The sequence below is a fragment of the Flavobacterium sp. ALD4 genome, from assembly GCF_002836475.1.
Lineage (GTDB): Bacteria > Bacteroidota > Bacteroidia > Flavobacteriales > Flavobacteriaceae > Flavobacterium.
The window spans coordinates 103,409-130,001 of record NZ_PJBJ01000029.1; the positions used below are offsets into that span (position 1 = coordinate 103,409).

A 26,593-nucleotide genomic window follows, 5' to 3' on the forward strand; every position below is an offset into this window, starting at 1 on the left:
CCTATTACTGGTACTTGGTTTAGTTTTGTTTGTTATAGGCCTTATCGCCAAAAGAAAAATTAAATAATAAATTTTACTGATAGAGATTGTTTATTTTATTCCATAGCATTGCGTCAAACTCGGATAGCGCTAAATTTGTATCATCGGCGGCTTCACCCATTCTAATCACGACCATCTTTTTGCTTGGAATAATATAGATTTTTTGGTCATTTTTTCTAAAGCCATTTACATATAGTTAGGCGCGGATGTGATGATAATCCCTGAAAATTGCAATTGTGATTGCGGTAAGTGGTAGCTATTTTTTCCATTTAACCACCATAAATAATCGTATCCCAAATTTATATTTTGAGATGTTGTAGTGGCCGCATTACAATAGTTTTTATTTAGAATCACATTGTCCTCCCATCTTCCTTTATTTAGCATTAACAGTCCAAAAAGGGCCATGCTTCCTGTCGTGCTACCATAAACAGAATTATTACCAGAATCAAACCAAGCACCATCCATAGTAATTTTGTCTCTTAATCTAGTGTTGAAATAGTTGCTCTAGGTTTGATTCGTTGTTTTAGCCACGACTTCTTGGAGTTTTACATATGCATTATGATATGCCCAACGTGTTCCTGCGTCTGCTTTATATTGTAAACTTGTAGGAGTGACAACGTCACCATTTTTGATATCCTCAATACCGGATGTCATAGTCAATAAATGTTATTGGTGATCAAGTTTTCTTTTGCCAAAGCTCGGTTAGTACACACAGTACCAATATAATCTGAAACTTTATAATTTATGTTTAGATACCCTTCTTGTTCTGCAATTCCAATCATTGTTGCTGTGAGTGTTTTTGCTGCACTTGCCCAATATCAATTAGTCGTTGCTGAATGACCATTAAAATAGTTCTCCATTACAATTCTACCATTGATTAAAATGATAAAAGACTTAGAGTTTTTGAGTTCTAAATAATCCAATAAGGATTGAACAGCGCTTTGGTTCCAATTCAAACTGGCAAAAGAATTTGTTTCCCATCGCGTTCCTGTTAATGGGGGGAAGTAGTTGGCTTCAGAAGATGTGGGCCTTGGTTCCGTTTTCTCTGTAATGCGCCCAAGGCATAATATTAGAATTAGTAGACATTGTACGGATTTTGGCATCTTGTAGGGATTAGTCTTTCTTTGATGGAAAATAATCAAAATAGTTTAATGTGATTTGCTATTTTTGTTTTCTTTGAATTTAATAAGCTTAGCTTTGTAGTATAAAATAATTGAGCTTGTTTATAAAAAATTCGTAGGCCGATTTTCTCGATGTGTGGTGAAAATCCTTTTGGTTAGTGTTTTTTAAATAAGTAGATTTTAGTAAAAAAAAAGATAAGGTTCCTAAAAAACAAACAAATAATTATATGAAAAATACATTTAGAATTTTATTGCTTTCTTTATTTTTTGTGGGTTGTCAGCAAAAAATTGAACCTACTGATATTGCGAAATTAAATGGTTATTGGGAAATAGAAAAAGTAGTTTTTGACAAAGGAGATGACAAGGATTATAGTATTAATGTAAGTTATGATTATTTTGAGATTGCTAAGAATAATAAGGGAATTCGGAAGAAAGTAATGCCGCAATTAGATGGTACTTTTCTAGTGAATGACGCTTACGAGGATGTGGCCTTACGATTTAAGGAAGGTAAAGCATTCTTGGATTATTCCACTCCTTATGCAAAATGGAGTGAAGAAGTACTCGCTCTGTCAGATACGGAGCTTGTGGTGCGAAATGAAGAGAAAAAGGAATACCATTACAAGAAAACAGGAGCAATAAATTTAACAGGCGATGGCAAAGAGACTAAATAATCAAAGTACAGTAGGAGATGTTTTAAAACAAATTATCCAGGTAAACAAGTTGCAACCTGGAATGGATCAAATAGACGTTAAAGATGCATGGAGCAACTTGATGGGAAATGGGGTGAACAGTTATACTAAAAATGTTGTGTTAAAAGGAAGTACGCTATATGTTGAGTTAAGCTCTTCTGTATTGCGTGAAGAGCTAAGCCACGGCAAAACTAAAATTGTGACTATGATAAATGAAGAACTGCGTCGCGATGTGGTGAAAGATGTAGTGCTGAGATAAATTCCTCCCTCCAGCCCCCACCTCCAGATAGGAATCGGGAGAGACAGAACTGGAATGCAAGCATAAATGAAAATCCCGTCTCGCTTTCAGCGGACGGGATTTCTTTATTTGGATGATTTTTAAATTTTAAATCAAAAATCAGCAATCTTCAATCGAAAATTAAAACTGCTCTCTTCCTGCAAAATGAAAAGCACCTTCGATAGCTGCATTTTCATCACTGTCAGAACCGTGAACGGCATTTTCTCCAATAGAAGTAGCATATGCTTTACGGATAGTACCTTCAGCAGCATCAGCTGGATTAGTAGCACCGATTAGTGTTCTAAAATCTTCAACAGCGTTATCTTTTTCTAAAATAGCAGCAACAATAGCTCCTCTTGACATAAATTCCACTAATTCACCGTAGAAAGGTCTTGCAGCGTGTACTGAGTAAAATGCTTGAGCATCTGCTACAGTAAGTTGAGTTAATTTCAAAGAAACAATTTTGAAACCTGCATTTGTAATCATTGCAAGTATGTTTCCGATGTGTCCGTTAGCAACAGCATCAGGCTTAATCATTGTAAATGTTCTATTTGTAGCCATTTTGTTTTGTATTTAGTAAATTTTGTGCAAAAGTAGACTTTTTTTTGAATTTAAATTAGGAACTCAGCAGTTTAGGTTGCTTTATTTACCAATTAGGCTGTTTCGTTGATCCTAAACTTTAAAAATCAAACTGTTTTTATAAAATAGCCATAAAATAAACGTCCATATATACGAGTAAATTAGAGCTCCTACTAAGGATGCCGACATGGGGTTGTCGAAATAGGGAAGAATCCAAAAACTATAAAGATATTGCTGGAGGTTAATCTGTTCCGATGGAATGTTCGGATTTTGAAATTGAATGATTCGTAATCCCTGTGGTATTATCTGGGAAAATGAAAAGACAATCATGGGGTTTACACCCCACATCAAGAATAGTTTGAATCCTTTCCTGATGTTTAAAATATCAATTATACAATAAAACAAGGTAAAAACCAGTATGGCCAGACCAGCGGTGAACAAAACATAAGAACTAGTCCAAAGCGATTTGTTTATTGGGAAAACGGTATTCCAGACCAATCCAATTAGGACCAGTGCGCCACCGGTGAGTAGCATTTTTTTTATAATGGCAAGTTTGCTGTTGTCGCTGCTCAGTAATTGTCCAATCAGTATTCCTATTATGCCAGTGGCGATCGCCGGCAGGGTACTGAGAATTCCTTCAGGATCCCACGTTTTTGAATATACCCACAGATGGTCCTTTAACAGGATATTGTCCAGCCAGGCTGCTAAATTGGTTCCTTTTTCAAGGTTTGCTTCGCCAATTGTAGGGACGGGTACCAATGTCATCAACGTCCAATAGCCTACCAATAAAGCTATAGCTGTTATGATTTGTGTTTTTTGATTTGATTTCAGATACAGAATTGAAATGAAAAAATAGACAATCCCGATGCGCTGCAGTACGCCTGGAAGTCGTACTTCCCTATAGGCCTCAATACCACCGAAAGCTAAAAAGAGACAAGCTGCCAGAATGGTAAGTGCAAGGTATAATTTGATTGTCGAATTGAAATTACCCAAAAGGGCGTAGCCTACGCCAAAGGTTATGACCAGTCTTCCTGTCAGTAGAGGGATCCCCTCTAAATCAAAAAGTTGGATTTTGCCAAAATAATTGAAAAAAATCCCCAAACAAATTATCCGAAGCGAGCGCGCTAGTATTTTAGTGAAAGTAGCTCCATCAAAGGTTTTGGAATATAATGCAAATGGGATTGCTACTCCCATGATGAAAATAAAAAATGGGAAAACCAGATCAGTTGGCGTACAACCATTCCAATCAGCATGTTCTAATGGTGGATAAATGGTGGACCAGTTACCCGGATTATTGACTATTGTCATTAATAAAACAGTACCTCCTCTAAATACATCCAATGAAATTAAGCGTTCTTTTGCCATTTATTTTCGTCTGAGTATAGTAAAAAGTACGAGCTTTTTTTTTATGCCTTTGTTCTTTTATGAAAGTGTAAGTATGTTGAAATTCTGTGCTAAAGGTTTCAAAGTATTCATTATTGTCGGAATCAAATTGCTTCCATTTTCTAAATAAAATTCTGAAAAGTTAGCTTGACGTTCCTGCAGACTTTTGTTAGGAAATAATTCGTTTTGTAAATCGGTGATGCGTTCCAAGATATCACTCAACTTTCTTTTCTGTGCTTTTAATAAACGTTTTTCGAGATTGTCTAATCCTTTCGTTTGTTTAGCTTCCTGCGCTTTTACCGCTCCAACGAATGACTTGTCAGTTAGCTCCGTAATCTCGTATAATGCTTTGAATTGTTCCTGCAACTTATTTTTTAAAGTGGACATATCGATTGGAAATTCCGATAATTGAGTTGTTTTAGTATTCACTAAATCAGCTTGTTTTGAAAACAAATCATTCCAGTTTAACTCTAACTTGTCTGCTTTTTTACCCTGCTTTTCAGTAGCCAATAGCACGGAGTTCCGAACTAAAAGTATTGGAAAAGTAATATTTACTGCATCAAAAAAAGATTTTAATTCCAACCAATAGGCGATTTCCCCGCCTCCACCGATGTAAGATAGATTAGGTAAAATTACTTCCTGATATAAAGGACGCATGATCACGTTAGGGCTAAACATTTCGGGATTACTCTCCAATAATACTAAGATTTCCTCCTCGGAAAATTCAATTTTAGTATTGTTTATTTTGTACTTCCCCTCTTCCAGAATGATGCGTTCCCGTATTTTATCTTCGATATAAAACAAATTGATTTCGCGAGGGTTTACCTGTACGTTGTACTTTTTAAACTTTTCGGTTGTTTCAAGGACTGCTTTATGGGAAGTTTGGTGTAGTAGTTCTTCTTTTGCAAAAGGAATAAAAGCGCGTTTCAGATCGGCATCATCAGCATCAAGAATTACCAGACCGTATGTTCCAAAAAGCGAATTTGCTAAATGGCGTGTGGCGTCCGCTAGATTGTCGTGCTTGAGATAGGCGTCCTCAAATAAATCTTTCAAGGTTTCGGCATTTGTGCTTGAACCCAGTTCTTGAGCATACAATTCAAAAACATCGGACAATCCTTCGGTAGACAATCTCCCGACAGGTCCGGTGCTTTCTTTGTTCCATCTGAATTTTTTTCCCTTGAAATTGAAATAATTGATTTCTTCAAAATCATGGTCTTCCGTCGCCATCCAATAAATAGGGACAAAGTTGTAGGCAGGGTATTTTGCTTTTAACTCCTTAGTAAGATTAATAGTGGAGATGATTTTATATAAGAAATATAAAGGACCCGTAAATAAATTTAATTGATGTCCCGTAGTCACGGTAAATGTATTGGTCACTTTTAACGCTTCAATATTTTGTTGCGTCAAGTGAGACGTTTCAATAGCAGCATATTGTTTTTGCAATACAGAAACTAAAGCGATTCTGTTAGAATCATCATAATTGGCTTGTTTTTCAAGGACTTGTCCTTCAAAATTTTCAATTGTGGGGAAGCGGTTGTATAAAGATTGTAAATCGTTTTTTTGGTCTAAATAATCATTCATCAACAAGGAGAAATACCCTGAATTTTGATAGCTGATACAGTCGGTAGGCATAGTTTACTAATTTGTGTAAATGTACTAAATTCAAATTTAATTTTGTCATTTGAAATAATATTTAGACATTTGTCTAAATATATAAATACAAGAAAAAATGAATGCTATTTTTAAGGCATTAAATGATGTGACACGGAGGGAGATACTGGAGCTTTTAAAAGTTAAAGATTTATCGGCAGGTGAAATTGCAGACCATTTCAATATTTCAAAACCGAGTATTTCACATCATTTAGATATTTTGAAACGTGCGGATTTAATCATTTTCGAAAAAAACGGGCAATTCATCATTTATTCCCTTAACGCGACGGTAATGGAGGATGTATTGCAATGGATATTAACTTTTAAAAAATAAAATCATGAAATTAACTTTGAAAAAAGAACTGCCTTTAATTGGAGTTCTATTGGCTCCTTTCGTCTATTTGGCGATTATTTGGAATACGTTACCGGAGAAAGTGCCGACACATTGGAATTACAAGGGAGAAGTTGATCAATGGGGAGATAAATACTCCTTGATAGCCCTATTGTTTTTATTGCCTGTTTTGACTTATGTATTAATGCTAGTGATTCCTAAAATTGATCCGAAAAAGAAAATCGAACAGATGGGAGGGAAGTATTATCAATTGAAATAGATATTGGTTTTGTTCATGTCGACATTGGCTTTTATTATTTTGTATATATCGGTAAATCAATCCACATCAAGTCCAAATTTGATTTTTATTGCAGTTGGTGTCTTATTGATAGCACTGGGAAATTATTTCAAAGTAATCCAACCTAATTATTTTATTGGAATCAAAACACCTTGGACTATGGAGAATAAAGAAGTTTGGAAATTAACCCATATACTGGCTGGGAAACTCTGGATTATTGGCGGGCTGTTAATTGTATTGGGAAGTTTGACTATAGATAAAAGTGTTTTTATTTATATTTTTATAGGTACCCTTGCCATAATTACACTTGTACCGGTAATCTATTCTTATATTAAATTTAAAGAATTAAAGGTACAGGTATGATTTAAAACAAGTTTGATTACTGATACAGTTATTGGATAGAAGAGAATTTACTTGATCTAATAATAGTAAAAATTACTGGAACTAAATACATTTGTTAGTTCCGGGAAATTGTATCAATTTTACAGAAATATTTTACCTTCCCTATGAAAGAGAGTTCAAATCCGAAAAAAGAAAATTCATTAAAACATGTTCTTTTTGGTAGTTTAATTGGTACAACGATTGAGTTTTTTGATTTCTATATTTATGCTAATGCGGCAGTGTTGGTATTTCCTCAATTGTTTTTTCCTTCAGCAGACAGTACCAATTCGGTTTTACTCTCCTTAGCTACTTTTTCGATTGCCTTTCTGTCGCGACCTTTGGGCTCAGCAGTATTTGGCCATTATGGTGATAAGTTAGGGCGTAAAACTACGTTGGTAATCGCTTTGTTGACCATGGGTATTTCAACAGTTTCTATTGGTTTTTTACCTACTTATGCGAGCATCGGAATCGCTGCTCCTTTATTATTAATGCTATGTCGCTTTGGTCAAGGTGTTGGTTTAGGCGGTGAATGGGGTGGAGCCGTGTTGTTAGCTATCGAGAATGCTCCTCCAAATAAACGGGCATGGTACGGAATGTTTCCGCAATTAGGTGCACCAATAGGTTTGTTGCTTTCTGGTGGAACTTTCTTGATTTTAACAGATACGATGAGTTCCCAAGATTTTCTTGATTATGGATGGAGAATTCCATTTATAGCAAGTTCGTTATTAGTAGTGGTAGGTTTCTATATCCGATTAAAAATTACTGAAACTCCCGCTTTTGAAAATTCCAAAAAAGAACAGGAAGAAGTGAAAATTCCGTTTTTTACTTTACTAAAATTTTATAAAAACCAGTTGATTTTTGGAACATTTGCTGCCATTACAACTTTCTTAGTTTTTTATCTAATGACGGTTTTTACATTGAGCTGGGCAACATCAGATTTGGGTTATTCCAAAAGAGATTTTTTGTTAATGCAGTTGTTTTCGGTGTTGTTTTTTGCGTTTTTCATTCCAGTTTCAGCTTTAATTGCTGATCGTATTGGGCGTAGACAAATACTTATTTATGCTACAATTGCTATAGCTATTTTTGGTTTTGCATTTTCATTTTTCATGAATTCAGGGAGTACCATTCTAGTAACTCTATTTTTATGTGTGGGAATGACTTTAATGGGTTTTACTTATGGGCCATTAGGTACTTTTTTATCTGAATTGTTTCCTACTAATGTTCGTTATTCAGGGACTTCGTTAGCATTTAACATGGCAGGAATTATCGGAGCCGCATTTGCACCTATGATTGCGATTTGGTTGGCAACACATTATAGTTTGACTTATGTAGGCTTTTATTTGACTTTCGCAGCTTGTATCTCTTTGTTTTCGTTGTTGGTAATTAGTAAAAAGGAACATAAGTTTTAGTTTTTTTATAATAAAAAATAATTTCTAAATTGGATTATGACTTCTAGTTGATGTTTTAAAGGAATTTGTGAAAATAACCCTTATTTTTGCACAAAACTTATTTCTTTTGAAAACCAAATTATTCCTCATCACGCCTCCTTTTACGCAACTGAATACACCTTATCCGGCAACCGCTTACATAAAGGGTTTTCTGAATACCAAAGGAATTGATTCCGTCCAGGCGGATTTGGGGATTGAAGTGATTTTGAAATTATTTTCGAAAGAAGGGCTTTTAAATTTGTTTAAAGTTTCAGGTTTAAAGTTTCAAGATTCAAAAAATACGATTTCAGATAATTCGAAACGAATTTATGCTTTACAAGAGGAATATATCAAAACGATTGATGCGGTAATCCGTTTTCTACAGGGGAAAAACCCAACCTTGGCTTTGCAAATTTGTCAGGAGGGTTATTTGCCTGAGGCTTCGCGTTTTGCGCAGCTGGAAGAATTGGATTGGGCTTTTGGGACTATGGGAACGCAGGACAAGGGAAAGCATTTAGCTACTTTGTACCTCGAAGATATCTCTGATTTTATTGTGGAATGCGTGGATTACAACTTTGGTTTTAGCCGTTATGCGGAACGTTTGGGTAGATCGGCCAATTCTTTCGACGAACTGTACGAGGCTTTGCAGCAAGAGCCAACTTATATTGATGATGCTCTTCTTTCGATTCTAAAAGAACGAATAGAAACCATTCAGCCTACAGTATTTCTGATTTCGATTCCCTTTCCGGGAAATTTATATAGTGCTTTTCGTTCGGCCCAATGGATAAAAGAGTACCATCCTGAAATTAAAATTGCAGCGGGAGGTGGTTTCCCCAATACGGAACTACGTTCGCTTTCGGATGCCCGAGTTTTTGAGTTTTTTGATTTTATCACTTTGGATGATGGTGAAGTTCCTTTAGAGGAATTGATTGCCAATATCGAAAACGCAAATTACAATTCCTATAAACGCACCTTTCTGCTGGAAGATGGTAAAGTGGTGTACAAGAATAATTCGGTAAAACAGGATTACAAGCAATCGCAACTTGGAACACCCGATTATTCTGATTTGCTTTTGGACAAATACATTTCGGTTATCGAAATCGTGAATCCGATGCACCGTATGTGGAGTGATGGTCGCTGGAACAAACTCACGATGGCTCACGGGTGCTATTGGGGGAAATGCACCTTTTGTGATATATCATTGGATTACATCAAAATTTATGAACCGGTTGCAGCCAGTTTGCTTTGTGATCGCATGGAGCAAATGATGGAGCAAACGGGTGAAAATGGGTTTCATTATGTCGATGAAGCGGCACCTCCGGCATTGATGCGAGCGTTGGCACTCGAAATACTGAGAAGAAAATTATCAGTAACGTGGTGGACTAATATTCGGTTCGAAAAAAGTTTCTCTAGAGATCTATGCTTATTATTAAAGGCTTCCGGCTGTATTGCTGTTTCCGGTGGTCTCGAAGTAGCCTCAGATCGTTTGTTGAAATTGATAGACAAGGGAGTAACGGTGGAGCAAGTAGCCAAAGTGACCCGCAATTTTACCGAAGCAGGGATTATGGTGCATTCTTATTTAATGTACGGCTATCCAACACAAACGGTTCAAGAAACAGTGGACAGTCTGGAAATGGTGCGTCAATTATTTGAAGCAGGAGTATTGCAGTCGGGATTTTGGCATCAATTTGCTATGACAGCGCACAGTCCAGTAGGAATGCACCCAGAGAAATTTGGTGTTGTCAAAGAAACTGAAATCATTGGAACTTTTGCAAACAACGATATTAACTATATTGATTCGACAGGAATCGACCATGAGAAGTTTAGTTTTGGCCTCAAGAAATCTTTATTTAATTTCATGCACGGAATCTGTTTCGACTATGAATTGCAAGACTGGTTTGAATTTAAGATTCCGAAGACTAAAATTTCTAGAGAATATATCTTTAACGCCTTGGAAGTGGCGGATGATTTCAATATAAAACCGGCGGCTAAAATTGTTTGGTTAGGCGGAAAGCCATCGGTGGACTATTTTACAAAATCTAAGAAAGGAAACTCCTGGGATATGGTGAGCTTGACTTTCCACGATAAAAAAGATAGTTTTACCATTCAAACAAACAAACAAGAAGGAGAATGGGTGGTGGCAATACTTGATAAAATAGCAGTCGCCAGCACTAAGATTTTTACGTTTCAGGAAATTAAGTCGGATTTCGAGAGTAATTTGGAAGACTTTGAATTGTTTTGGCACTCAAAACCAATTAATACTTTAAGGGAATTTGGGTTGTTAGTTCTTTAACGACTATGCTAACTTCTTATATAAAAGCGGTGGTGATATAATTCGAAATTTTAAAGGAATGAATCAAATTTATACTTTTCGATATCGCTGTGTCCGAGGTACAACTATATCTTTGTAGCATAAAACTATCTTTTTATCTTACGAAAACGTTTTCTTTTACTTATTTTTACGACTATAAAAATTCCATTTAATGAGTGATAGTTATAAAGTAAAAGTAAATGATTCTTTTCAATTTGATTTTGATAAGGAACAAGTTTCACGGCTCGACGCTGTAAATATGGATACTAATACATTCCATATATTACACGAAAACAAACCGTACAAAGCGGAGATTCTCTCGGCTGATTTCAATCATAAAACATACACTGTCAAAGTGAATAATAACAGTTATACTGTTGCTATTTCCAATGATTTAGACCAACTTATCCATGAATTGGGATTTGAGGTAGGGTTGACTAAACAAATCAATGCTATCAAAGCACCTATGCCGGGATTGATTTTGGAAATTAGTGTGATAGTGGGACAAACAGTAAAAGAAAACGATAGCCTGTTGATTTTGGAAGCTATGAAAATGGAAAACAGTTTTCTTTCTCCACGTGACGGAATTATCAAATCGATTTCGGTACTGCTAGGAGATGCTGTGGACAAAGGACAGCTTTTAATTGAGTTTGAATAAGAAAGTAAGAGAAAAGAAATAGAATAAAGAACTAAGAATATAGAGAAAAGACTTTCTATCAATATGCAATTTTATCTACGAAAATAATGAAAAAAATATTAGTTGCCAATAGGGGAGAAATTGCCATTAGAGTAATGAAGACCGCCCAGAAAATGGGTATTAAAACAGTGGCTGTTTACTCAACAGTTGATAGAAACGCCCCACATGTCAAATTTGCAGATGAAGCGGTTTGGATAGGCGAATCACCTTCAAACCAGTCTTATTTGTTAGGCGATAAAATTATTGAAGTGGCCAAATCCTTGGGCGTGGATGCTATTCACCCAGGGTATGGGTTTTTGAGTGAAAACGCTGATTTTGCAGAGAAAGCAGAACAAAATAATATCATTTTTATTGGGCCTAAGTCAAAAGCCATACACATAATGGGGAGTAAGTTGGCTGCTAAAGAAGCAGTTAAGGCTTATAATATTCCAATGGTTCCTGGTTTAGACGAGGCTATCACCGATATTGAAAAAGCAAAAGGAGTTGCTCGAGAAATAGGCTTTCCTATTTTAATTAAAGCTTCTGCCGGTGGTGGTGGAAAAGGGATGCGCGTTGTCGAGAATGAAGAAGAGTTTGAATCCCAAATGAAAAGAGCAATCAGTGAAGCAATAAATGCTTTTGGTGATGGTGCTGTTTTTATTGAGAAATATGTGGGATCACCTCGTCATATAGAAATTCAAATCATGGCCGACAGTCATGGAAATATCTTGTACTTATTCGAAAGAGAATGCAGCATACAACGTCGCCATCAAAAAGTAATAGAGGAAGCTCCTTCCTCAGTTTTAACACCGGAATTACGTAAAAAAATGGGGGAGGCCGCCGTATTGGTCGCCAAGTCTTGTGATTATCTTGGAGCAGGAACAGTTGAGTTTTTATTGGACGAAAAAAATAATTTCTTTTTTCTCGAAATGAATACCCGTTTGCAGGTGGAGCATCCTGTGACGGAATGGATTACCGGACTGGATTTGGTAGAATTGCAAATCAAGGTAGCTAGGGGAGAAGCTTTAGGAATGAAACAGCAAGATTTGAAAATAAAAGGACATGCGTTGGAATTGCGTGTGTATGCCGAAGATTCCATGAACGAATTTTTGCCAAGCGTAGGATATTTGGATGTGTATCAATTGCCTGTTGGCGATGGAATTCGTGTCGATAACGGTTTTGAGCAAGGGATGGATATTCCAATCTATTATGACCCGATGCTTGCCAAGTTGATAACGTATGGCGAGACCAGAGAAGAGGCCATCCAGATTATGCTTAAGGCAATTGATGGTTACCTAGTCAAAGGTGTGGAAACTACTTTGCCTTTCGGTAAATTTGTATTTGAGCATGAAGCTTTTCGCTCTGGGAATTTTGACACACATTTCGTGAAAAAATACTACAGTGCTGACCTATTGAAAAACCAATTGGCGCAAGAAGGCGAAATTGCCGCTATGATCGCTTTGAAACAATATTTTGAAGATCAAAAAATAGTACGATTACCCAATTAAAACAGTTGTTTTAACCATGGAGAGTGGGAATAGTAAGGATTACTTTTTCTGAATGGTTTTAAAGAAAATAAAAATAGTAGCGGTTTAAAAAGTGTAGTATGAAAGACAAAATAGAAGAATTAAACGATAAAATTGCTCAAGCCCATTTGGGTGGAGGTAAAAATAGAATTGCAAAGCAACACCAAAAGAAGAAATTAACCGCCAGAGAGCGAGTTGACTATTTGATGGATGAAGGTTCTTTTGAAGAAATAGGTATATTGGTAACGCACCGTACCACAGATTTCGGAATGGAAAAAGAATTGTATTACGGTGATGGTGTTATTACTGGCTACGGAACTATTAACGGAAGATTAGTCTATGTTTTTGCTCAGGATTTTACCGTTTTTGGTGGGGCTCTGTCTGAAACACATGCCGAAAAAATCTGTAAAGTGATGGATATGGCAGTCAAAATGGGAGCACCCATGATCGGACTGAACGATTCAGGTGGCGCTCGTATTCAAGAAGGGGTGCGCTCTTTGGGTGGTTATGCCGATATTTTTTATAGAAACGTACAGGCAAGTGGAGTGATTCCGCAAATATCTGCTATTATGGGCCCCTGCGCTGGTGGAGCGGTATATTCTCCTGCCATGACTGACTTTACCATGATGGTGGAAGATACCAGTTATATGTTTGTAACTGGACCTAGTGTAGTAAAAACGGTTACTAATGAAACCGTAACATCAGAGGAACTGGGAGGCGCAAGCACACATTCCACTAAGAGTGGTGTGGCACATTGTACTTCTGCAAATGATGTGGAATGTCTGGAAGATTTAAAAAAATTATTGAGTTATTTACCGCAAAGTAATAAAGAGACGACCGCAAAGTTGCCTTATGAACTAAACGATGAGGTACGCGAACAACTCGCAACTATTATTCCTGATAACCCGAACAAGCCGTATGACATGCATGGTGTTATTGCCGGTATTATAGATGAGGATTCCTTTTTTGAAGTACATAAAAATTATGCCGAAAATATTATTGTGGGCTTTGCCAGATTAGGCGGAAGAAGCATCGGTATTGTGGCAAATCAGCCTTTGTACCTAGCTGGAGTTTTGGATGTAAATAGCTCGAAAAAAGCGGCACGATTTACCCGTTTTTGTGATTGTTTCAACATCCCTTTGTTGGTCTTGGTAGATGTACCGGGTTTCTTACCTGGAACAGATCAAGAGTGGCAAGGGATTATCGTACACGGTGCTAAACTGCTGTATGCGTTAAGCGAAGCTACCGTACCTAGAGTTACCGTTATCACACGTAAAGCTTATGGTGGTGCTTATGACGTGATGAACTCGAAACACATTGGTGCCGACATGAATTATGCATGGCCAACTGCCGAAATTGCGGTGATGGGAGCCAAAGGGGCTTCGGAAATTATCTTTAAAAACGAAATTAATAAAGCGGAAGATCCCGCAGCTAAACTTTTAGAAAAAGAAGCAGAGTATGCAAAGTTGTTTGCCAATCCTTACACTGCAGCTCAAAGAGGTTTTGTAGATGAGGTGATCTTGCCGCAAGACACCCGCAGAAAATTGATTAAAGCCTATAGTATGCTTGAAAATAAGGTAAGTGTTACTCCCAATAGAAAACACGGGAATATTCCGTTGTAGTTTTTAATATAAGTAATAAAAACGGGCTAGACTGCCAGCTATGTGGATACGAACAGTTGTAATACACTTGTGAATAATTACAGGTGTTCTGTTTTTAAGAATTAAAATATAAGCGATTGTTGAATAGAGGTAATCTATTCCCAATCGCTTTTTTTGCCAATAGGAGCTTCCTTGATATAATAGGGTACGAAAACAAACGATTCCAAGACGAAAGGATAAGGATTTCCTTTAAATAGTGCAGTTAGTTTTGCAAGAGGCTCTAAAGGGTGGGATACCGTGACTAAGCTATGTCTTTTAGGAACTCATCGTATTCTGAATAGAAAAGCTCTAAAGCATTCATTTTTTCGTTGTAAAAAGTAAAGATTTCGTCCCAGTATTGTCGGTTACTGACACTCACACCCAGTTTTTCAACCCAAATACGACTAATTGTTTTCCCGTTTTCAAGAACGTAGTCTCGTTCAAATACTAAATCCGCAACGAATTCTTCTTCCAATATATTTTTTAAAGCTTCCAGTTTATCAAAATAAGCATTTCGCGTATCATTGTTTCGGGGCTCAATATCAATTAAAACTTGGGCTTTCTTATTATCCACATAAAATTTAAAAGAGAAGTCTTTGATTTTTGTGTCATATAACAACCATTTTCGGGGGAATTTTTCTGCGAAAGTGACCCAGAACTCTCTTTTTAATTTTTGAGTTTCTTCTTTGCTATACATTTTGATTGTTTGATTATTAGAAAATTTGCGCACTATTATTTTCTAGAGTATATTTACTTTAATATGCAAAAATAGACTTTGATTATGGATTTTCAACATTTTTTAGAATATGTTCCTTATTTGGCGGAAGCAAAACTTCCAGCGATGGCGGCTCATATAAAAATGGTACCGTTTGAAAGAACTGAAAGTTTGAAAAACACATTCGATGAAAATAAAACTCCAAGGATGGCGGCTGTTATGATGTTGTTTTACCCAAAGAACGGAATGACGCATTTGGTCTTAATTGTTAGGAATTCGTATGAAGGAGTTCATTCCGGACAAATAGCATTCCCGGGAGGAAAATGGGAAACAGAAGATGAAAATTTTTCTGTGACAGCTTTGCGCGAAACACACGAAGAGGTAGGGATACACCCTGATCAGATGGAAATTATTAAATTTTTTACGCCTACCTATATTCCTCCGAGCAACTTCATGGTTCATCCTTTTTTTGGAATCTGTAAAGATGAGGTTTGTTTCGTACCTGATCCAACGGAAGTTTCTAGCATAATTGAATTACCATTATCAGTTTTCCTGAGCGACAAAATAATAATTGATGCAACACTGTCTACTTCTTATGCTAAAAACATCAATGTACCTGCCTTTGAAATTGAAGGTCATGTTGTTTGGGGTGCAACGGCGATGATGCTTAGTGAGTTAAAAGATGTTTTAAAATCAGTGTTGGAGTTAGAAAAATGATTGGATAAGCGGTGATCGACACAACTGTACTTGAGTTTATTATTTCAGTCTTACGATAGCAATAACAATATAGTACAAAAATAAATGTTGTAAGTTTGTATTACAAATTTAGAAAGTAAATACACAATTTTATGGGTTTATTGAAGCGAAATCCTTTTGGTCACATCCTTTTTATAAAGAGATGGTTAATCCGAATTTTCGGAGCAGTTACCCATAGAAGGTATAGGGGTTTCAATGAATTAAATATTGAAGGCTCAGAAATCATTAGAAATTTACCACACACCAATGTGCTGTTCATATCGAATCATCAGACTTACTTTGCTGACGTTGTGGCGATGTTTCATGTATTTAACGCCAGTTTGAAGGGGAGAGAGGACAATATAAAAAATGTATTATATTTATGGTACCCAAAGTTGAATATATATTATGTGGCTGCCAAAGAAACGATGCAGGCAGGTTTGTTACCAAGGATAATGGCCTATGCGGGTGCAATTACGGTGGAACGTACATGGCGAGCAAAAGGCAAGGATGTTGTAGATAAAAAAGATGTAAACCCTAATGATACGGAGAATATTAAGATAGCACTTAAAGATGGTTGGGTGATTACTTTCCCCCAAGGAACGACTAAATCTTTCAAGCCTGTTCGTAAGGGAACAGCGCATATAATCAAAGAGCACCGCCCTATAGTGGTTCCTATCGTTATCGACGGTTTCCGTCGTTCCTTTGACAAAAAAGGGTTGCGCATGAAAAAGAAAGGAATCCTGCAATCGTTTATAATCAAAGAGCCTCTTGAAATTGATTATGACAATGACTCTATTGACGAAATCGTAGAGAAAGTAGAATACGCAATCGAGCAACACTGTTCTTTTCTAAAAGTAATCCCAGTCGAAGAAATCGAAGAAGAGGAAAAATTAAATAAATTCCGTAAATGGGAATATTAATGCGGTACGAAACACCATTTTTTATAAAAATACAAACCCAGTAATTACTAAAAATTGCTGGGTTTTCTATTTGAAAAAAATAAATACCATTACTACAAGTCTATTTTCTTCAGTTCTTTATAGTTAGCGTTTAACCTTCGCAGTAAAATACCATATATCAGTCTGTAAAACAACCAGAACAGTCCAAATAGCGCTATGGTTATTAATGTTAATATTCCAGCTGTAACTGCCATTATTTTTGGGTCACTTTCTATTTTTTCTCTTAAAACAACTGTTTCGGGATTGTAAAATAAAGCAATTACAAATCCACTAATTAGAAGAAGACCAATCACTGCCAGATTGTACCACACATAGTATTGCACCGTTTTTCGGGTTTTTAAAATATCTTTCATCAGTTGTTTTGTAGAGGCTATTGTTGAAATTTGGAGGTAGTTTTTATAAAATAAATAAATAAAAATCACTACGACTCCATAACTTAAGTAGTTAAATATCTTTAAATAGGAAACGATTCCATCACTGTTTATTTTTTCAAGGTAATCATCTGCATTAAAAATTAAGCTTAAAGAGGTCCATAACAAAACCTCCAAAATACTGATAATTAAAATCCACTTCACAATGGATGATGATTTTTTATGAATCATCTTGTAAATTTCTATTTCCGATACTTGCTCAAAAGAATCTTTGTTCTTTTGCCAGTCTTTTTTTAATAAATCCAGCTCTTTCATATTCCTTAAGGATTTAATATTTTTTTTAGTTTCCCTTTTATTCTATTCATTTTCACCCTGGCATTCACTTCGCTAATCCCTAACGTCTCTGCTATCTCGCGGTAATCCTTATCCTCAAGATACATAAAAACCAATGCTTTTTCAATGTCGTTTAATTGATAAACGGCAGTATACATAAGCTTAATTTGCTCTTCCTCTTCATAATTATAATCGATGTCTTTAATAAAGTGCTGTCGGCCTTCATATTCAACGGTAGCAATGGAGCGTTTATTTTTCCGGTATAAAGTGATTGCCGTATTCAGTGCTACACGATAGGCCCAAGTCGAAAATTTGCTATCTCCTCTAAATTTAGGAAACGCCTTCCATAACTGGATGGTGACCTCTTGAAACAAGTCTTTATGTGAATCTTCGCAATTAGTATATAACCGACAAATTTTGTGGATTATATTCTGATTTTCCTTTAATTGCGTGACAAAAGAATGTTCTAGATTTTCACTCATAATTCATTAGTGTACTTCAAGTCAAATTTGTTACAAAGTAATACATTTTTTAGGAGCATAAAGTGTTAGTTTAATACTTACGCCTCGTCCCGATGTACATTACAATCTCCCGAAAAAAAATCGGACGATGTTATTTCCACCGGGGCTATTTCAGCGCTTTTATTTTTTATAAAGACATTTTTTTCAAATGCTTCAATGGAGTAGCATAGCAAAATAAAAACTTACTATAAGTGTGTCCTTATAAGTAGGGAAATAGGGGTATGGTTGTAGCTATAAAAAAAACTTCAGGAAATTTATGGGATAGTGCCATATCAAGTTTATTATTTATAGTTCTAGAGTAGCTAAAATCGTTAGCTAAAGAGTGCTAAATTGAATCTAATAGTCCTTTTTTATGAAAAATTTATTTTGCTTTTATATGGGATTACTGCAAAGTAATTTATTTAATCTTCAGTAATTTTGTTTGCAGATATGAGGATTTAGTACATGAATATTCCAGAATCTAAGAATCCAAGAATCCAAGAATTATTATTATTGATGATGGTTTTGCATGAACTGCGTTAGCCAAAGAACTGAAGAATCAAAAAGTACAAGTAGTTCTTTGAGATAAGCATAATTACCATACTTTTCAACCGCTATTGTATCAGATGCTTTGGGAGGTCTTGAGGCAGGTTCAATTGCCTATCCGATTCGTAAGGTAATTTAGGAATATCATGATTTTTTATTTTCGACTCACCTCTGTTCAGGAAATAGACGCAAAGAACAAGAGGGTTATAGCCGAAATAGGAGCTAAGTTATGATTACCTGGTAATCGCGACCGGTTCTAAAACCAATTATTTTGGGAATAAAGATATTAAGCGCAATAGTATGGCCATGAAAATCATTCCGCAATCTCTTAACATACGAAGTCTTATTCTGGAGAACTTTGAGCAAGCGGTCTTGACTACTGATCCTCTTGAAAAGGATAGTTTAATCAAGTTTCTAATCGTAGGTGGCGGACCTACTGGAGTAGAGCTTGCCGGAGCGTTAGCCGAGATGAAAAAAGCAATTCTTCAAAAGGATTATCCTGATTTAGATATCGCAAAAATGGAAATTAACCTCATTCAAAGCGGCGACAGGATTCTGAATACCATGAGCGTAGATTCATCAAAGGCCGCCGAAAAATTCTTAGTAGAGCTGGGGTTTAAAATTTGGAAAAATGTACGGGTGACTAATTATGACTGTGGTGCCATAACAACAAACTCCGAGTTGGTTTTCAAAACGGGGACAGTAATCTGGACCGCCTGTGTTTAAGGAGCTGTAGTAGCGGGTTTAGATGCAAATTCTTTGCTTGAAAGGGTAGAACGCATCCGTATCAATCACTTCAGCCAGGTAAAAGCCTATGATGAAATCTTTGTAGTAGGGGATATTGCGTCTATGGAAACGGATGAATATCCAGAAGGACATCCTATCATGGGACCACCTGCTTTATAGCAAGGAAAATTGCTTGGTAGAAATATTGTAAATTTAATTCAAAATAAAAGGATGTAGCCTTTCGAATATAATGATAAAAGATCTATGGCAACTATTGGCGGTAGCAAAGCGGTGGTAGATTTACCAAATTACCATTTTAGTGCGCAGTTTGCTTGGTTTATATGTTTGTGCATTTATTCTCGCTAATCGCATTTAAAAATAAAGCAGAATTCTTTCTTAACTGGCTTTATAATTATAGTCGTTTTGACAGTGAAGGTCGTTTGATTGTTAGACCTCACAAAAAGAAAAGTTTTACTGAATTTATAAGTGATCAAGTTGATTGCTTTAGGATCTAAAAGAGTGGTTTATTTGGAACCGAATAAATGTAGGATGTTTGTTTGAATAGACCAATTATGGAATAAATTTTAAAATAAAATCATGCTAATAAGTCTGTAAAGTCATTCTTACATAGCTGTTAATCAGTAGTTAAAGGGATGTGATACCATTCTTACAATGTGCTGATTGATAATGTTTTAACTTAATTTTAGTATTTTTAAATCATTGACAATCAGTCAATTACATAAAAGACCTTAGAATCATTTTTATAGCTGTTTTTTTTAAATAGTTTTGAGTTAAGTTTGACTTTTAAACCAAGCCCTAAAATTAATGAAAAGCATTATTATTTCTAATTTCAAGCCCATTCTTGTGGGGAAATTAATCGATCAACAAAAGCTAAATCAATACACTAAATTTCTGTATTACCATTTTCAAAATCTAGGTGGATTAGGTAAAAATCTAAATGATGAGATTCGAAAGGAGCCGAGTAGTTTTGATGAGATTTCAAATCAGGTTGATAAATATTCTATTCCTTCTGAAAGCATCAATAAAAGACAGGTTTTAATTTTTGAGGAGGTCGAAGATTTTCTTGAAAATGAAATGGACACTACAGCGCCTTTGGATTATGATTTCCCTTCAACTTTAGATACAAAGACAGGAGATACATTTGGACCTAAAATAGGAGTTCGAATGGAATGGTTCAAAAATAAGATGGGTTTTGTTTTTGACGAATTTTACTCAAATCTTGACGCAGCTCCTGAAAACTTAGTTCATGTAACGTGTTCCGGTTATTCTTCGCCCAGCGTTGCCCAACAGGCGGCAATAAGTAGAGAGTGGCAAACTACTCAGGTTACACATTCTTATCAAATGGGGTGTTATGGGGCTTTTCCGGCTATTCGTACGGCAAGTAGCCTGATAAGTGGCAGTACAACTAATGGAAGGGCCGATGTGGTTCATACGGAGTTACTTTCAGCTCATTTAAATTTAACCGAATTTTCTATAGCGAATACGATGATTTGCTCACTTTTTGCCGATGGTTTTATCGGGTATTCTTTGTATGAAGAAGAGTCTTTCATGAACGATGAGACAATATTAGAGAAGAAAGGATTGCGAATTTTGGCTTCACATGAAGTTATCATTCCGGATTCATTGGAGGATATGTCTTGGGAAATAGGGGAGTACAATTTCTTAATGACCCTTTCTAAGAGAGTTCCCGTTTTTATCCGTAAAAACGTCAAGGGTTTTTTATCGACACTTTGTGCTAAAGTAGGTGTTGATCTTGAAGCGGAAAAATCTAAAATGCATTTTGCCATACATCCAGGTGGGCCAAAAATTATTGACTACGTAGTAGATGCAATTGGAATAAATAAAGAACAAGCCAGCTGGTCCTATGATGTATTGTATCGTCATGGAAATATGTCGTCAGCTACCGTACCTCATATTTTTAATGAAATCATCAACGATTCAAATATACCGGCAGGAACAAAAATAGTTGCAATGGCGTTTGGACCCGGTCTTACGGCCACAGGATTACTACTGGAAAAAATATAAGTATCGTATAGAATACAAACCAATAAAAAAGCATTCTTCTACAGATAATTTAGAATGATAAAACCGTAGTGAGTTGTAAAAAGTAAGTTGGTCAATGATGTTTCCTGACTTGTTTTTTATAACTCATTATTTTGCTTGCCATAATAATTCACCATCAAATTCACGAATTTACTGTAACTCTCTATACCATCTTTCTGTTGATTCAATTTTAAGAACTGATCATAAAAGAGATGGAAACCGGTTTCAATAGGTGTTTTATAGTCCTTTCTAAAATTTACACTTTCCTGGTAGTTTTTTATTATTCCGGGATGAACTGTCGTTATCAATTGGTCAAATGATTTCTTGTTGCTAAATTCCAAAATTCCTAAACAATACCGCAAGGCATAACTGTAGCCCGAATATTGAATGTATAAATCGTTATTTTTTACAGAGGCAAGAAAGCCAATAAAATTGCATTCGCTTTCGCTCGCAAATCCCATCTGGTGCGCCATTTCATGATTGGTGGTCATGGGGAAGCTATACATCGGACCTAAGTAGTTTACGTTAGCCTCATTAGTAAAAGGGTTTAAATAGCCACTAAATCCCATATAGGTTAAGGGTACGCTAAATAATGATTTTTTAGTACTTAAATTTATAAAACGAAAGTTCTGATGTTGCTTCGACAAGTTTTTGTAACCATTTAAATTCATTGTAAACGTCTGCTCTTGAGAGTAGGGGAACACCACTTTTAGGCTGTCAGATTTTGTGATTTGTTGTTGGATTTCGTTCGTTTTTGCAATCAAATTTTTAGTAAAGACAGCCAAATCAGCATTTGTATACTCTCTTTTAATTTCCATTTTTTCAAAAAGCGGTTTACGATAGTAGTTTAGTGCCCATAGCATATGGAACATAAAATAAAAAACAGAGATAAAACTGAACAGCTGCAAGGTATTTTCTTTCCAATTTTCTTTCCACGATTTTCTCCTGTCCCAAAACCATTTAAAAACAAAGAAAATTAAAACAAAATAAAGGCAATCACCTAAAGAAAAAGGAACGTTGCCCAACACAGTTCTTGAAAATTGAGATAGAGTCAAATAGATGCCGTTACTGTAATAACGTTCCACGCTTTCAGGGAAAAACGAAATAATCTGCAGAAGAATTATTTGGATAATAAGGAAAAAGGGAAGTATGAATTTTTGTTTCACGAAGCAGAAATTTATTTACGTGGCTATTTTTAGTGAATGGTAAATATAGTAACTTTTTATGTCGCGGAAAGACGTTACGTTTTTTGTTTCGCAGAGAATCGCAAAAGTAAAACACAGAGAGGCGCTAAGTCTTTTTACCATATAAGTCATATAAATTTTGTTTCGCAGAGAATGGCAAAAGGGAAAAGAGATTCACGAAGCTTTTTCACCAGTGAACCGCCAATTTCTTGTAGGTGCTGTTAGCGGTTCGTTGTTTTTTTTGCGTCTTCATTTATCGACTTAATATTTACTTTTTCTTTCAGTAAAAAGTCATTTACAGATGTCTACTTTATGTTTGAATATCTGTCGTTGTCATATTTTTGAAAAATAATTCTACCTTCCATCATATCTCTCATATATTGCATTCCTTCCCAAGCAGGATAAAGTTCTTTTTTTGACGGTGAAAAAAATCTTGTTAATGCGATGACAACATTTAGAAGGCGGATGCCTCCTGGTCTAAATAACTTATATTTTTCATTGGTAAGTTTGGTAAGCAATTTCACAAAGTCGTTACAAGAAAGTCTCGCCAGCAATTCTTAAAAATCTTGGTACGTTGTCGTCAAATGCTGCTTCTGCTGTGAAATCTGCAACGTTATAAGTAGTTGTGAATTCTATTAATTGATTTGGATTGCCCCAACAAAGAATGCGTTTTTGCTTAAACATAATCAAAGGCATATCTGTAATTAATAAATCCATAAAAGGACCGTTAAATATAGTTGTTGCTTTGATAGGAGTTGTTTCAAGATATCTATGGAACTCTCTTCTGAAATCTAAATTTCTATTTTGACCTTCTTTTAAGTTTGTAAAATCGCTTGAATAGTCGCTTGGTGTAAATCGCGGAACATTTGCTTCAATGGCAGCGTCTAAAAAAACTCGTTGAGCATCAATAATAGTTTTCTCTAAGCGGGCTAAAGCAGATACGAGGCAGTCTGCACCAGTGCAATGTTTTGAAATCTCGGATTTATTGTTGGTGTCTACCTGAAAAACTTTGACACCTTTTTCCTCTAAGTCTTTTATTTTTTTTAAGTCAGTTTTTAGACGGACAATTGCTCTGACTTCGGCTCCTTTAGCTAATAAGGCAGTTACAATTTTGCCGCCTAAATTTCCTGTGGCACCAGCAATTACTATTATTTTCCTCATTCTTCTCTTTTAGTTTGTTAGCCTTTTATATTTAGTTTAGGTGTCGTTCGTTACAATGACCGGTAACGTTTGGCCGCTTGGCGATGTGGCGAATTAAGGAAGCCTAAACTTTCGGTTAATTACTAATTTTACAAGTACAAAACCATCTCTAAATTTAGCCTAAACTCGCCATATAGCCAAACGGCGGTTGGCAGTAGTACTTATTGATCCTAGCTTTTAATATTAAAATGAAGGATAGTATTGATAACTAATACTTCCATCCGTTACTATTACTTCTTGATTCCCATTCTTTAATTTACCAGAAAAAGTAGCGTAAAAACACGTATTTTTATTTGTTATAACTACACTCTGAAATTCTCCAGTAACAAAATCTCCATCAATTCTAAAGTTATCTGTGTAATGATGATAAATGAAGTTTTTAATCACATTTACCCCTGTTTTTTTATAAGGGAGAATTATATCTATTCCTTGTTTTCCCCACAAATTACTATTTTCCTGTCTGTCCATTTTTATTTCTAAAGTATATCCGCCGTCACTATTTAGTGATATTCCGCTTTGATTTACATAATAAGTTTGCTTCTCTCCATTGACCACCATTGATATATTTATTTCCTTGCAATTTTGAGTATCTTCATCATTTTTTTTAGATTTTTCATCATTTGAGCATGAAATGAATAATATTGTAATTATGAGAAATATTATATTCTGATTTTTTGTTTTCATTCTGTCTTTTGTAGTTTTACTGCCAACTTGTATATAACATCAAATATATACAAGTTTCTTGATAAATTATATCGCTTATTAAGGATTTTCTTTCTTTTTGAGATGCTGAATGTTTGTACGCGGTTGCGTGAAGGGGAGAAGCAAACTACCGAAGTAGTGCGTATTACCTGACATCAGTATAGAGAGGGGCTTTCTAAACGCAAACATAAGTGAGCTCCTTTTTATAATGGGGGCACGCCCAAAATATTGTGCTAATTTTAGGATGAGAAATAGGCTGGTAACTCGGAAAACGAATTTAAACGTCGTAACTTTGAATTTTAATATTAAATATCAAATTATAACAATAGATGAGTCAAGAGATAAGAAATTTAGAACCAAAAGTACTTTGGAATAAGTTTGCCGATTTAAACGCTGTTCCTCGCCCTTCAAAAAAAGAAGAAAGAGTGATTGAGTTCATGAAAAACTTTGGTAAAAACCTTGGATTAGAGACTTTTGAAGATGATATCCGTAATGTTATTATCCGTAAGCCCGCGACTCCAGGAATGGAAAATCGCAAAGCGATTGTAATGCAAGGGCATTTAGACATGGTGCACCAAAAAAATTCGGATACTGTTTTTGATTTCGATACACAGGGAATCGATATGTATGTAGACGGGGACTGGGTTCGCGCCAAAGGAACTACCTTAGGAGCAGATAACGGTTTAGGTGTTGCCGCAATAATGGCAGTTTTAGAAAGTAAAGATATTGCACATCCTGCAATCGAAGCTTTATTTACCATTGACGAAGAAACTGGAATGACAGGAGCTTTGAATTTAAAAGGTGGTATTCTTCAAGGACAAATTCTTTTGAATTTAGATACGGAAGAAGACGACGAAATTGACATTGGTTGCGCTGGTGGAATTGATGTTACTGCTACTGCTGAGTATGATGAAGAAGAAACTCCTGAAGGTTCTGTAGGGTATTCAATTACCGTAAAAGGATTAAAAGGTGGTCATTCAGGAATGGATATTCACAAAGGGCTGGGGAATGCCAATAAAATTATGAATCGCGTGTTATTTGACGGTTTTGATAATTTTGGATTGCAAATATCAGAAATTGAGGGGGGAAGCCTTCGTAATGCTATCCCGCGTGAAAGCGTTGCTAAAGTAATTATCGCTTCTGTATTTGACGAAGCTTTTGTATATGATATGCAACAAGTAGTTAATGACATAAAAACAGAATTAAAAACGACTGAACCTAATTTAGAGGTGGTTTTTGAGAAACTGGATGTGGCTCCTAAAAAAGTAATGCCATCTATCGCTCAGTATTATTTCGTAAGAGCGATGTACACTGCACACAATGGAGTGTATAGAATGAGTGCTGACTTTGCTGATTTAGTAGAGACGTCTAATAACATAGCTAAAGTAGTTTTAGGCGAAGGGAAGCTTTCTGTACAATGTTTAACGCGTTCTTCTGTAGAGACAGCGAAGTTTGATTTAGCGAATGCTTTAACTTCAGCTTTTGAGTTAATGGGATGTGAAGTGGAACTTTCAGGATCTTATCCTGGATGGACTCCAAATGCAGAATCAGAAATTCTAGATGTTTTAGTCCCTATTTATGAGAAACAAACTGGTGAGAAGCCAAGAGTGGTTGCTTGTCATGCAGGATTAGAATGTGGGATTCTTGGAACAAACTATCCGGAGATGGATATGATTTCTTTTGGGCCAACTATTCAAGGACCGCACTCGCCGGATGAAAGAGCAAGTATTTCATCGTCTCAAAAATTCTGGAAATTTTTGTTGGAGATTTTAAAAAATATTCCGGTGAAATAGTAGTCCGTGTTCAGTTGCAGTTTAGTACTGAGACTTGCCACTGATTACTATTTTTAAATTCATAAAAAGAGGCCGGACGAAAATTACTTTTCGTACAGCCTCTTTTTATTAGCGATATTTTTAGCCACAAATTGTACAGATTTAAAAAAAATCCTATTGATAGAATTAATTGATAAAATTTAGTGAAATTTGTGTTTCGATACTGATTACTAAAACTGCCACTGAAAAATAAAACTAGTCTCTTTTTGGACTGTTTTTCTTTTCTCTTTTTTCATCTTTCTTTTCTTTAGCCGTTTTAAGAGGCTCTTTTTTGGCGGTTTTCTTCGCGTCTTGACTTTTTGCCATGATTATTAGTATTTGGATTTTCGTTTTTAATGGAAGTAAATGTATGTAATATTTTGATTTATTCTAAATATTATTTTAAAAAAATCCCC

At 35.7% G+C, this 26,593-nt stretch carries 26 protein-coding genes and 1 pseudogene; 15 read left to right on the top strand and 12 right to left on the bottom strand.

The features are described 5' to 3' along the window. Positions 1-225 precede the first annotated feature (225 nt). The 3 genes from CXF59_RS15720 to CXF59_RS15730 all read right to left on the bottom strand — a co-directional run bounded on the left by CXF59_RS15720 (position 226) and on the right by CXF59_RS15730 (position 1,142). Positions 226-504 carry a hypothetical protein gene (locus CXF59_RS15720; protein ID WP_369828544.1) on the bottom strand — a complete coding sequence of 93 codons (279 nt, stop codon included), beginning with the start codon at positions 502-504 and terminating at the stop codon, positions 226-228. Between the two features lie 39 nt (positions 505-543). Continuing rightward, the gene (locus tag CXF59_RS15725) at positions 544-693 is read right to left on the bottom strand and encodes a hypothetical protein (RefSeq protein ID WP_369828545.1); all 150 of its coding nucleotides are present in this window, start codon (positions 691-693) and stop codon (positions 544-546) included. Positions 694-857: 164 nt separating this feature from the next. Beyond that, positions 858-1,142, bottom strand: coding sequence for a hypothetical protein (locus CXF59_RS15730; RefSeq protein ID WP_369828546.1), 285 nt, complete (start codon positions 1,140-1,142; stop codon positions 858-860). A 245-nt stretch (positions 1,143-1,387) separates the two neighbouring features. Between CXF59_RS15730 and CXF59_RS08160 the strand changes: the two genes are divergently transcribed. Together CXF59_RS08160 and CXF59_RS08165 are read left to right on the top strand one after the other, a co-directional pair. Next, entirely contained in the window at positions 1,388-1,831 is a 444-nt protein-coding gene (locus tag CXF59_RS08160; RefSeq protein WP_101137329.1) for a hypothetical protein, read from the top strand. Then, positions 1,812-2,108, top strand: a complete 297-nt coding sequence (locus tag CXF59_RS08165; protein WP_101137330.1) for a DUF721 domain-containing protein — start codon at positions 1,812-1,814, stop codon at positions 2,106-2,108. Before CXF59_RS08160 ends, CXF59_RS08165 begins: the two co-directional genes overlap by 20 nt. Positions 2,109-2,267: 159 nt before the next feature. Here CXF59_RS08165 and CXF59_RS08170 read toward each other — a convergent pair whose 3' ends face one another. The 3 genes from CXF59_RS08170 to bshC all read right to left on the bottom strand — a co-directional run bounded on the left by CXF59_RS08170 (position 2,268) and on the right by bshC (position 5,720). Further along, complete coding sequence (locus tag CXF59_RS08170) at positions 2,268-2,687, bottom strand: nucleoside-diphosphate kinase (protein ID WP_091090396.1); 420 nt, start codon at positions 2,685-2,687, stop codon at positions 2,268-2,270. Positions 2,688-2,798: 111 nt separating this feature from the next. Beyond that, positions 2,799-4,070 (bottom strand): acyltransferase family protein, encoded by a 1,272-nt coding sequence (locus CXF59_RS08175; protein WP_101137331.1) that lies wholly within the window; start codon positions 4,068-4,070, stop codon positions 2,799-2,801. Between the two features lie 57 nt (positions 4,071-4,127). After that, positions 4,128-5,720, bottom strand: coding sequence for a bacillithiol biosynthesis cysteine-adding enzyme BshC (gene bshC, locus CXF59_RS08180; RefSeq protein ID WP_101137332.1), 1,593 nt, complete (start codon positions 5,718-5,720; stop codon positions 4,128-4,130). 97 nt (positions 5,721-5,817) lie between these two features. Here bshC and CXF59_RS08185 point away from each other — a divergent pair, with 97 nt between their 5' ends. From CXF59_RS08185 to CXF59_RS08215, 8 genes are all read left to right on the top strand, one after another. Further along, positions 5,818-6,072: an autorepressor SdpR family transcription factor gene (locus CXF59_RS08185; RefSeq protein ID WP_101137333.1), complete on the top strand. Its 255-nt coding sequence runs from the start codon at positions 5,818-5,820 to the stop codon at positions 6,070-6,072. 4 nt (positions 6,073-6,076) lie between these two features. Next, a complete protein-coding gene (locus tag CXF59_RS15735) occupies positions 6,077-6,349 on the top strand; it encodes a DUF1648 domain-containing protein (RefSeq protein ID WP_369828547.1) in 273 nt (90 codons plus the stop codon). 15 nt (positions 6,350-6,364) lie between these two features. Next, positions 6,365-6,730, top strand: a complete 366-nt coding sequence (locus tag CXF59_RS15740) for an SdpI family protein (protein ID WP_369828548.1) — start codon at positions 6,365-6,367, stop codon at positions 6,728-6,730. Positions 6,731-6,873: 143 nt separating this feature from the next. Further along, positions 6,874-8,157 (top strand): MFS transporter, encoded by a 1,284-nt coding sequence (locus CXF59_RS08195; RefSeq protein ID WP_101137334.1) that lies wholly within the window; start codon positions 6,874-6,876, stop codon positions 8,155-8,157. A 106-nt stretch (positions 8,158-8,263) separates the two neighbouring features. After that, positions 8,264-10,468: a radical SAM protein gene (locus tag CXF59_RS08200; RefSeq protein ID WP_101137335.1), complete on the top strand. Its 2,205-nt coding sequence runs from the start codon at positions 8,264-8,266 to the stop codon at positions 10,466-10,468. A gap of 190 nt (positions 10,469-10,658) precedes the next feature. Beyond that, positions 10,659-11,144, top strand: a complete 486-nt coding sequence (locus CXF59_RS08205) for an acetyl-CoA carboxylase biotin carboxyl carrier protein subunit (RefSeq protein ID WP_101137336.1) — start codon at positions 10,659-10,661, stop codon at positions 11,142-11,144. Positions 11,145-11,230: 86 nt separating this feature from the next. Next, positions 11,231-12,670, top strand: coding sequence for an acetyl/propionyl/methylcrotonyl-CoA carboxylase subunit alpha (locus CXF59_RS08210; protein WP_101137337.1), 1,440 nt, complete (start codon positions 11,231-11,233; stop codon positions 12,668-12,670). A gap of 98 nt (positions 12,671-12,768) precedes the next feature. Next, the gene (locus CXF59_RS08215) at positions 12,769-14,310 is read left to right on the top strand and encodes an acyl-CoA carboxylase subunit beta (RefSeq protein ID WP_101137338.1); all 1,542 of its coding nucleotides are present in this window, start codon (positions 12,769-12,771) and stop codon (positions 14,308-14,310) included. 280 nt (positions 14,311-14,590) lie between these two features. On the opposite strand, the gene CXF59_RS08220 is transcribed toward CXF59_RS08215, so the two are convergent. Further along, positions 14,591-15,025, bottom strand: coding sequence for a DUF4268 domain-containing protein (locus CXF59_RS08220; protein WP_101137428.1), 435 nt, complete (start codon positions 15,023-15,025; stop codon positions 14,591-14,593). 84 nt (positions 15,026-15,109) lie between these two features. Between CXF59_RS08220 and CXF59_RS08225 the strand changes: the two genes are divergently transcribed. Beyond that, complete coding sequence (locus tag CXF59_RS08225) at positions 15,110-15,760, top strand: CoA pyrophosphatase (RefSeq protein WP_101137339.1); 651 nt, start codon at positions 15,110-15,112, stop codon at positions 15,758-15,760. A gap of 131 nt (positions 15,761-15,891) precedes the next feature. Next, the gene (locus CXF59_RS08230) at positions 15,892-16,701 is read left to right on the top strand and encodes a 1-acyl-sn-glycerol-3-phosphate acyltransferase (protein ID WP_101137340.1); all 810 of its coding nucleotides are present in this window, start codon (positions 15,892-15,894) and stop codon (positions 16,699-16,701) included. Between the two features lie 92 nt (positions 16,702-16,793). Here the strand turns inward: CXF59_RS08230 and CXF59_RS08235 are convergent, their stop codons facing one another. Further along, positions 16,794-17,426, bottom strand: a complete 633-nt coding sequence (locus tag CXF59_RS08235) for a hypothetical protein (RefSeq protein ID WP_101137341.1) — start codon at positions 17,424-17,426, stop codon at positions 16,794-16,796. Positions 17,427-17,431: 5 nt separating this feature from the next. After that, positions 17,432-17,926 (bottom strand): RNA polymerase sigma factor, encoded by a 495-nt coding sequence (locus CXF59_RS08240; RefSeq protein WP_101137342.1) that lies wholly within the window; start codon positions 17,924-17,926, stop codon positions 17,432-17,434. Positions 17,927-18,447: 521 nt separating this feature from the next. Between CXF59_RS08240 and CXF59_RS08245 the strand changes: the two are divergent. Both CXF59_RS08245 and CXF59_RS08250 read left to right on the top strand, forming a co-directional pair. Further along, a pseudogene (locus CXF59_RS08245) lies at positions 18,448-19,731 on the top strand (NAD(P)/FAD-dependent oxidoreductase). Positions 19,732-20,041: 310 nt separating this feature from the next. Next, positions 20,042-21,262 carry a 3-oxoacyl-[acyl-carrier-protein] synthase III C-terminal domain-containing protein gene (locus tag CXF59_RS08250; protein WP_101137343.1) on the top strand — a complete coding sequence of 407 codons (1,221 nt, stop codon included), beginning with the start codon at positions 20,042-20,044 and terminating at the stop codon, positions 21,260-21,262. Between the two features lie 116 nt (positions 21,263-21,378). On the opposite strand, the gene CXF59_RS08255 is transcribed toward CXF59_RS08250, so the two are convergent. The 3 genes from CXF59_RS08255 to CXF59_RS08265 all read right to left on the bottom strand — a co-directional run bounded on the left by CXF59_RS08255 (position 21,379) and on the right by CXF59_RS08265 (position 24,348). Continuing rightward, positions 21,379-22,446 (bottom strand): DUF3810 domain-containing protein, encoded by a 1,068-nt coding sequence (locus tag CXF59_RS08255; RefSeq protein WP_101137344.1) that lies wholly within the window; start codon positions 22,444-22,446, stop codon positions 21,379-21,381. A gap of 549 nt (positions 22,447-22,995) precedes the next feature. Continuing rightward, positions 22,996-23,625, bottom strand: coding sequence for an NmrA family NAD(P)-binding protein (locus CXF59_RS08260; protein WP_198554655.1), 630 nt, complete (start codon positions 23,623-23,625; stop codon positions 22,996-22,998). 222 nt (positions 23,626-23,847) lie between these two features. Beyond that, positions 23,848-24,348 carry a hypothetical protein gene (locus CXF59_RS08265; RefSeq protein WP_101137345.1) on the bottom strand — a complete coding sequence of 167 codons (501 nt, stop codon included), beginning with the start codon at positions 24,346-24,348 and terminating at the stop codon, positions 23,848-23,850. 347 nt (positions 24,349-24,695) lie between these two features. On the opposite strand from CXF59_RS08265, the gene CXF59_RS08270 reads away from it, so the two are divergent. Continuing rightward, entirely contained in the window at positions 24,696-26,159 is a 1,464-nt protein-coding gene (locus CXF59_RS08270; RefSeq protein ID WP_101137346.1) for an aminoacyl-histidine dipeptidase, read from the top strand. Positions 26,160-26,593: the final 434 nt, after the last annotated feature.

Coding starts and splice junctions, on each gene's coding strand:
- CXF59_RS08230 (WP_101137340.1), top strand. CDS start 15,892: ATGGGTTTATTGAAGCGAAATCCTTTTGGTCACATCCTTTTTATAAAG.
- CXF59_RS08185 (WP_101137333.1), top strand. CDS start 5,818: ATGAATGCTATTTTTAAGGCATTAAATGATGTGACACGGAGGGAGATA.
- CXF59_RS08265 (WP_101137345.1), bottom strand. CDS start 24,348: ATGAAAACAAAAAATCAGAATATAATATTTCTCATAATTACAATATTA.
- CXF59_RS08250 (WP_101137343.1), top strand. CDS start 20,042: ATGAAAAGCATTATTATTTCTAATTTCAAGCCCATTCTTGTGGGGAAA.
- CXF59_RS08215 (WP_101137338.1), top strand. CDS start 12,769: ATGAAAGACAAAATAGAAGAATTAAACGATAAAATTGCTCAAGCCCAT.
- CXF59_RS08160 (WP_101137329.1), top strand. CDS start 1,388: ATGAAAAATACATTTAGAATTTTATTGCTTTCTTTATTTTTTGTGGGT.
- CXF59_RS08195 (WP_101137334.1), top strand. CDS start 6,874: ATGAAAGAGAGTTCAAATCCGAAAAAAGAAAATTCATTAAAACATGTT.
- CXF59_RS08165 (WP_101137330.1), top strand. CDS start 1,812: ATGGCAAAGAGACTAAATAATCAAAGTACAGTAGGAGATGTTTTAAAA.
- CXF59_RS08260 (WP_198554655.1), bottom strand. CDS start 23,625: ATGAGGAAAATAATAGTAATTGCTGGTGCCACAGGAAATTTAGGCGGC.
- CXF59_RS08175 (WP_101137331.1), bottom strand. CDS start 4,070: ATGGCAAAAGAACGCTTAATTTCATTGGATGTATTTAGAGGAGGTACT.
- bshC (WP_101137332.1), bottom strand. CDS start 5,720: ATGCCTACCGACTGTATCAGCTATCAAAATTCAGGGTATTTCTCCTTG.
- CXF59_RS15725 (WP_369828545.1), bottom strand. CDS start 693: ATGACATCCGGTATTGAGGATATCAAAAATGGTGACGTTGTCACTCCT.
- CXF59_RS08220 (WP_101137428.1), bottom strand. CDS start 15,025: ATGTATAGCAAAGAAGAAACTCAAAAATTAAAAAGAGAGTTCTGGGTC.
- CXF59_RS08240 (WP_101137342.1), bottom strand. CDS start 17,926: ATGAGTGAAAATCTAGAACATTCTTTTGTCACGCAATTAAAGGAAAAT.
- CXF59_RS08170 (WP_091090396.1), bottom strand. CDS start 2,687: ATGGCTACAAATAGAACATTTACAATGATTAAGCCTGATGCTGTTGCT.
- CXF59_RS15730 (WP_369828546.1), bottom strand. CDS start 1,142: ATGCCAAAATCCGTACAATGTCTACTAATTCTAATATTATGCCTTGGG.
- CXF59_RS08210 (WP_101137337.1), top strand. CDS start 11,231: ATGAAAAAAATATTAGTTGCCAATAGGGGAGAAATTGCCATTAGAGTA.
- CXF59_RS08205 (WP_101137336.1), top strand. CDS start 10,659: ATGAGTGATAGTTATAAAGTAAAAGTAAATGATTCTTTTCAATTTGAT.
- CXF59_RS08225 (WP_101137339.1), top strand. CDS start 15,110: ATGGATTTTCAACATTTTTTAGAATATGTTCCTTATTTGGCGGAAGCA.
- CXF59_RS08270 (WP_101137346.1), top strand. CDS start 24,696: ATGAGTCAAGAGATAAGAAATTTAGAACCAAAAGTACTTTGGAATAAG.
- CXF59_RS15740 (WP_369828548.1), top strand. CDS start 6,365: ATGTCGACATTGGCTTTTATTATTTTGTATATATCGGTAAATCAATCC.
- CXF59_RS08235 (WP_101137341.1), bottom strand. CDS start 17,426: ATGAAAGAGCTGGATTTATTAAAAAAAGACTGGCAAAAGAACAAAGAT.
- CXF59_RS15735 (WP_369828547.1), top strand. CDS start 6,077: ATGAAATTAACTTTGAAAAAAGAACTGCCTTTAATTGGAGTTCTATTG.
- CXF59_RS15720 (WP_369828544.1), bottom strand. CDS start 504: ATGGATGGTGCTTGGTTTGATTCTGGTAATAATTCTGTTTATGGTAGC.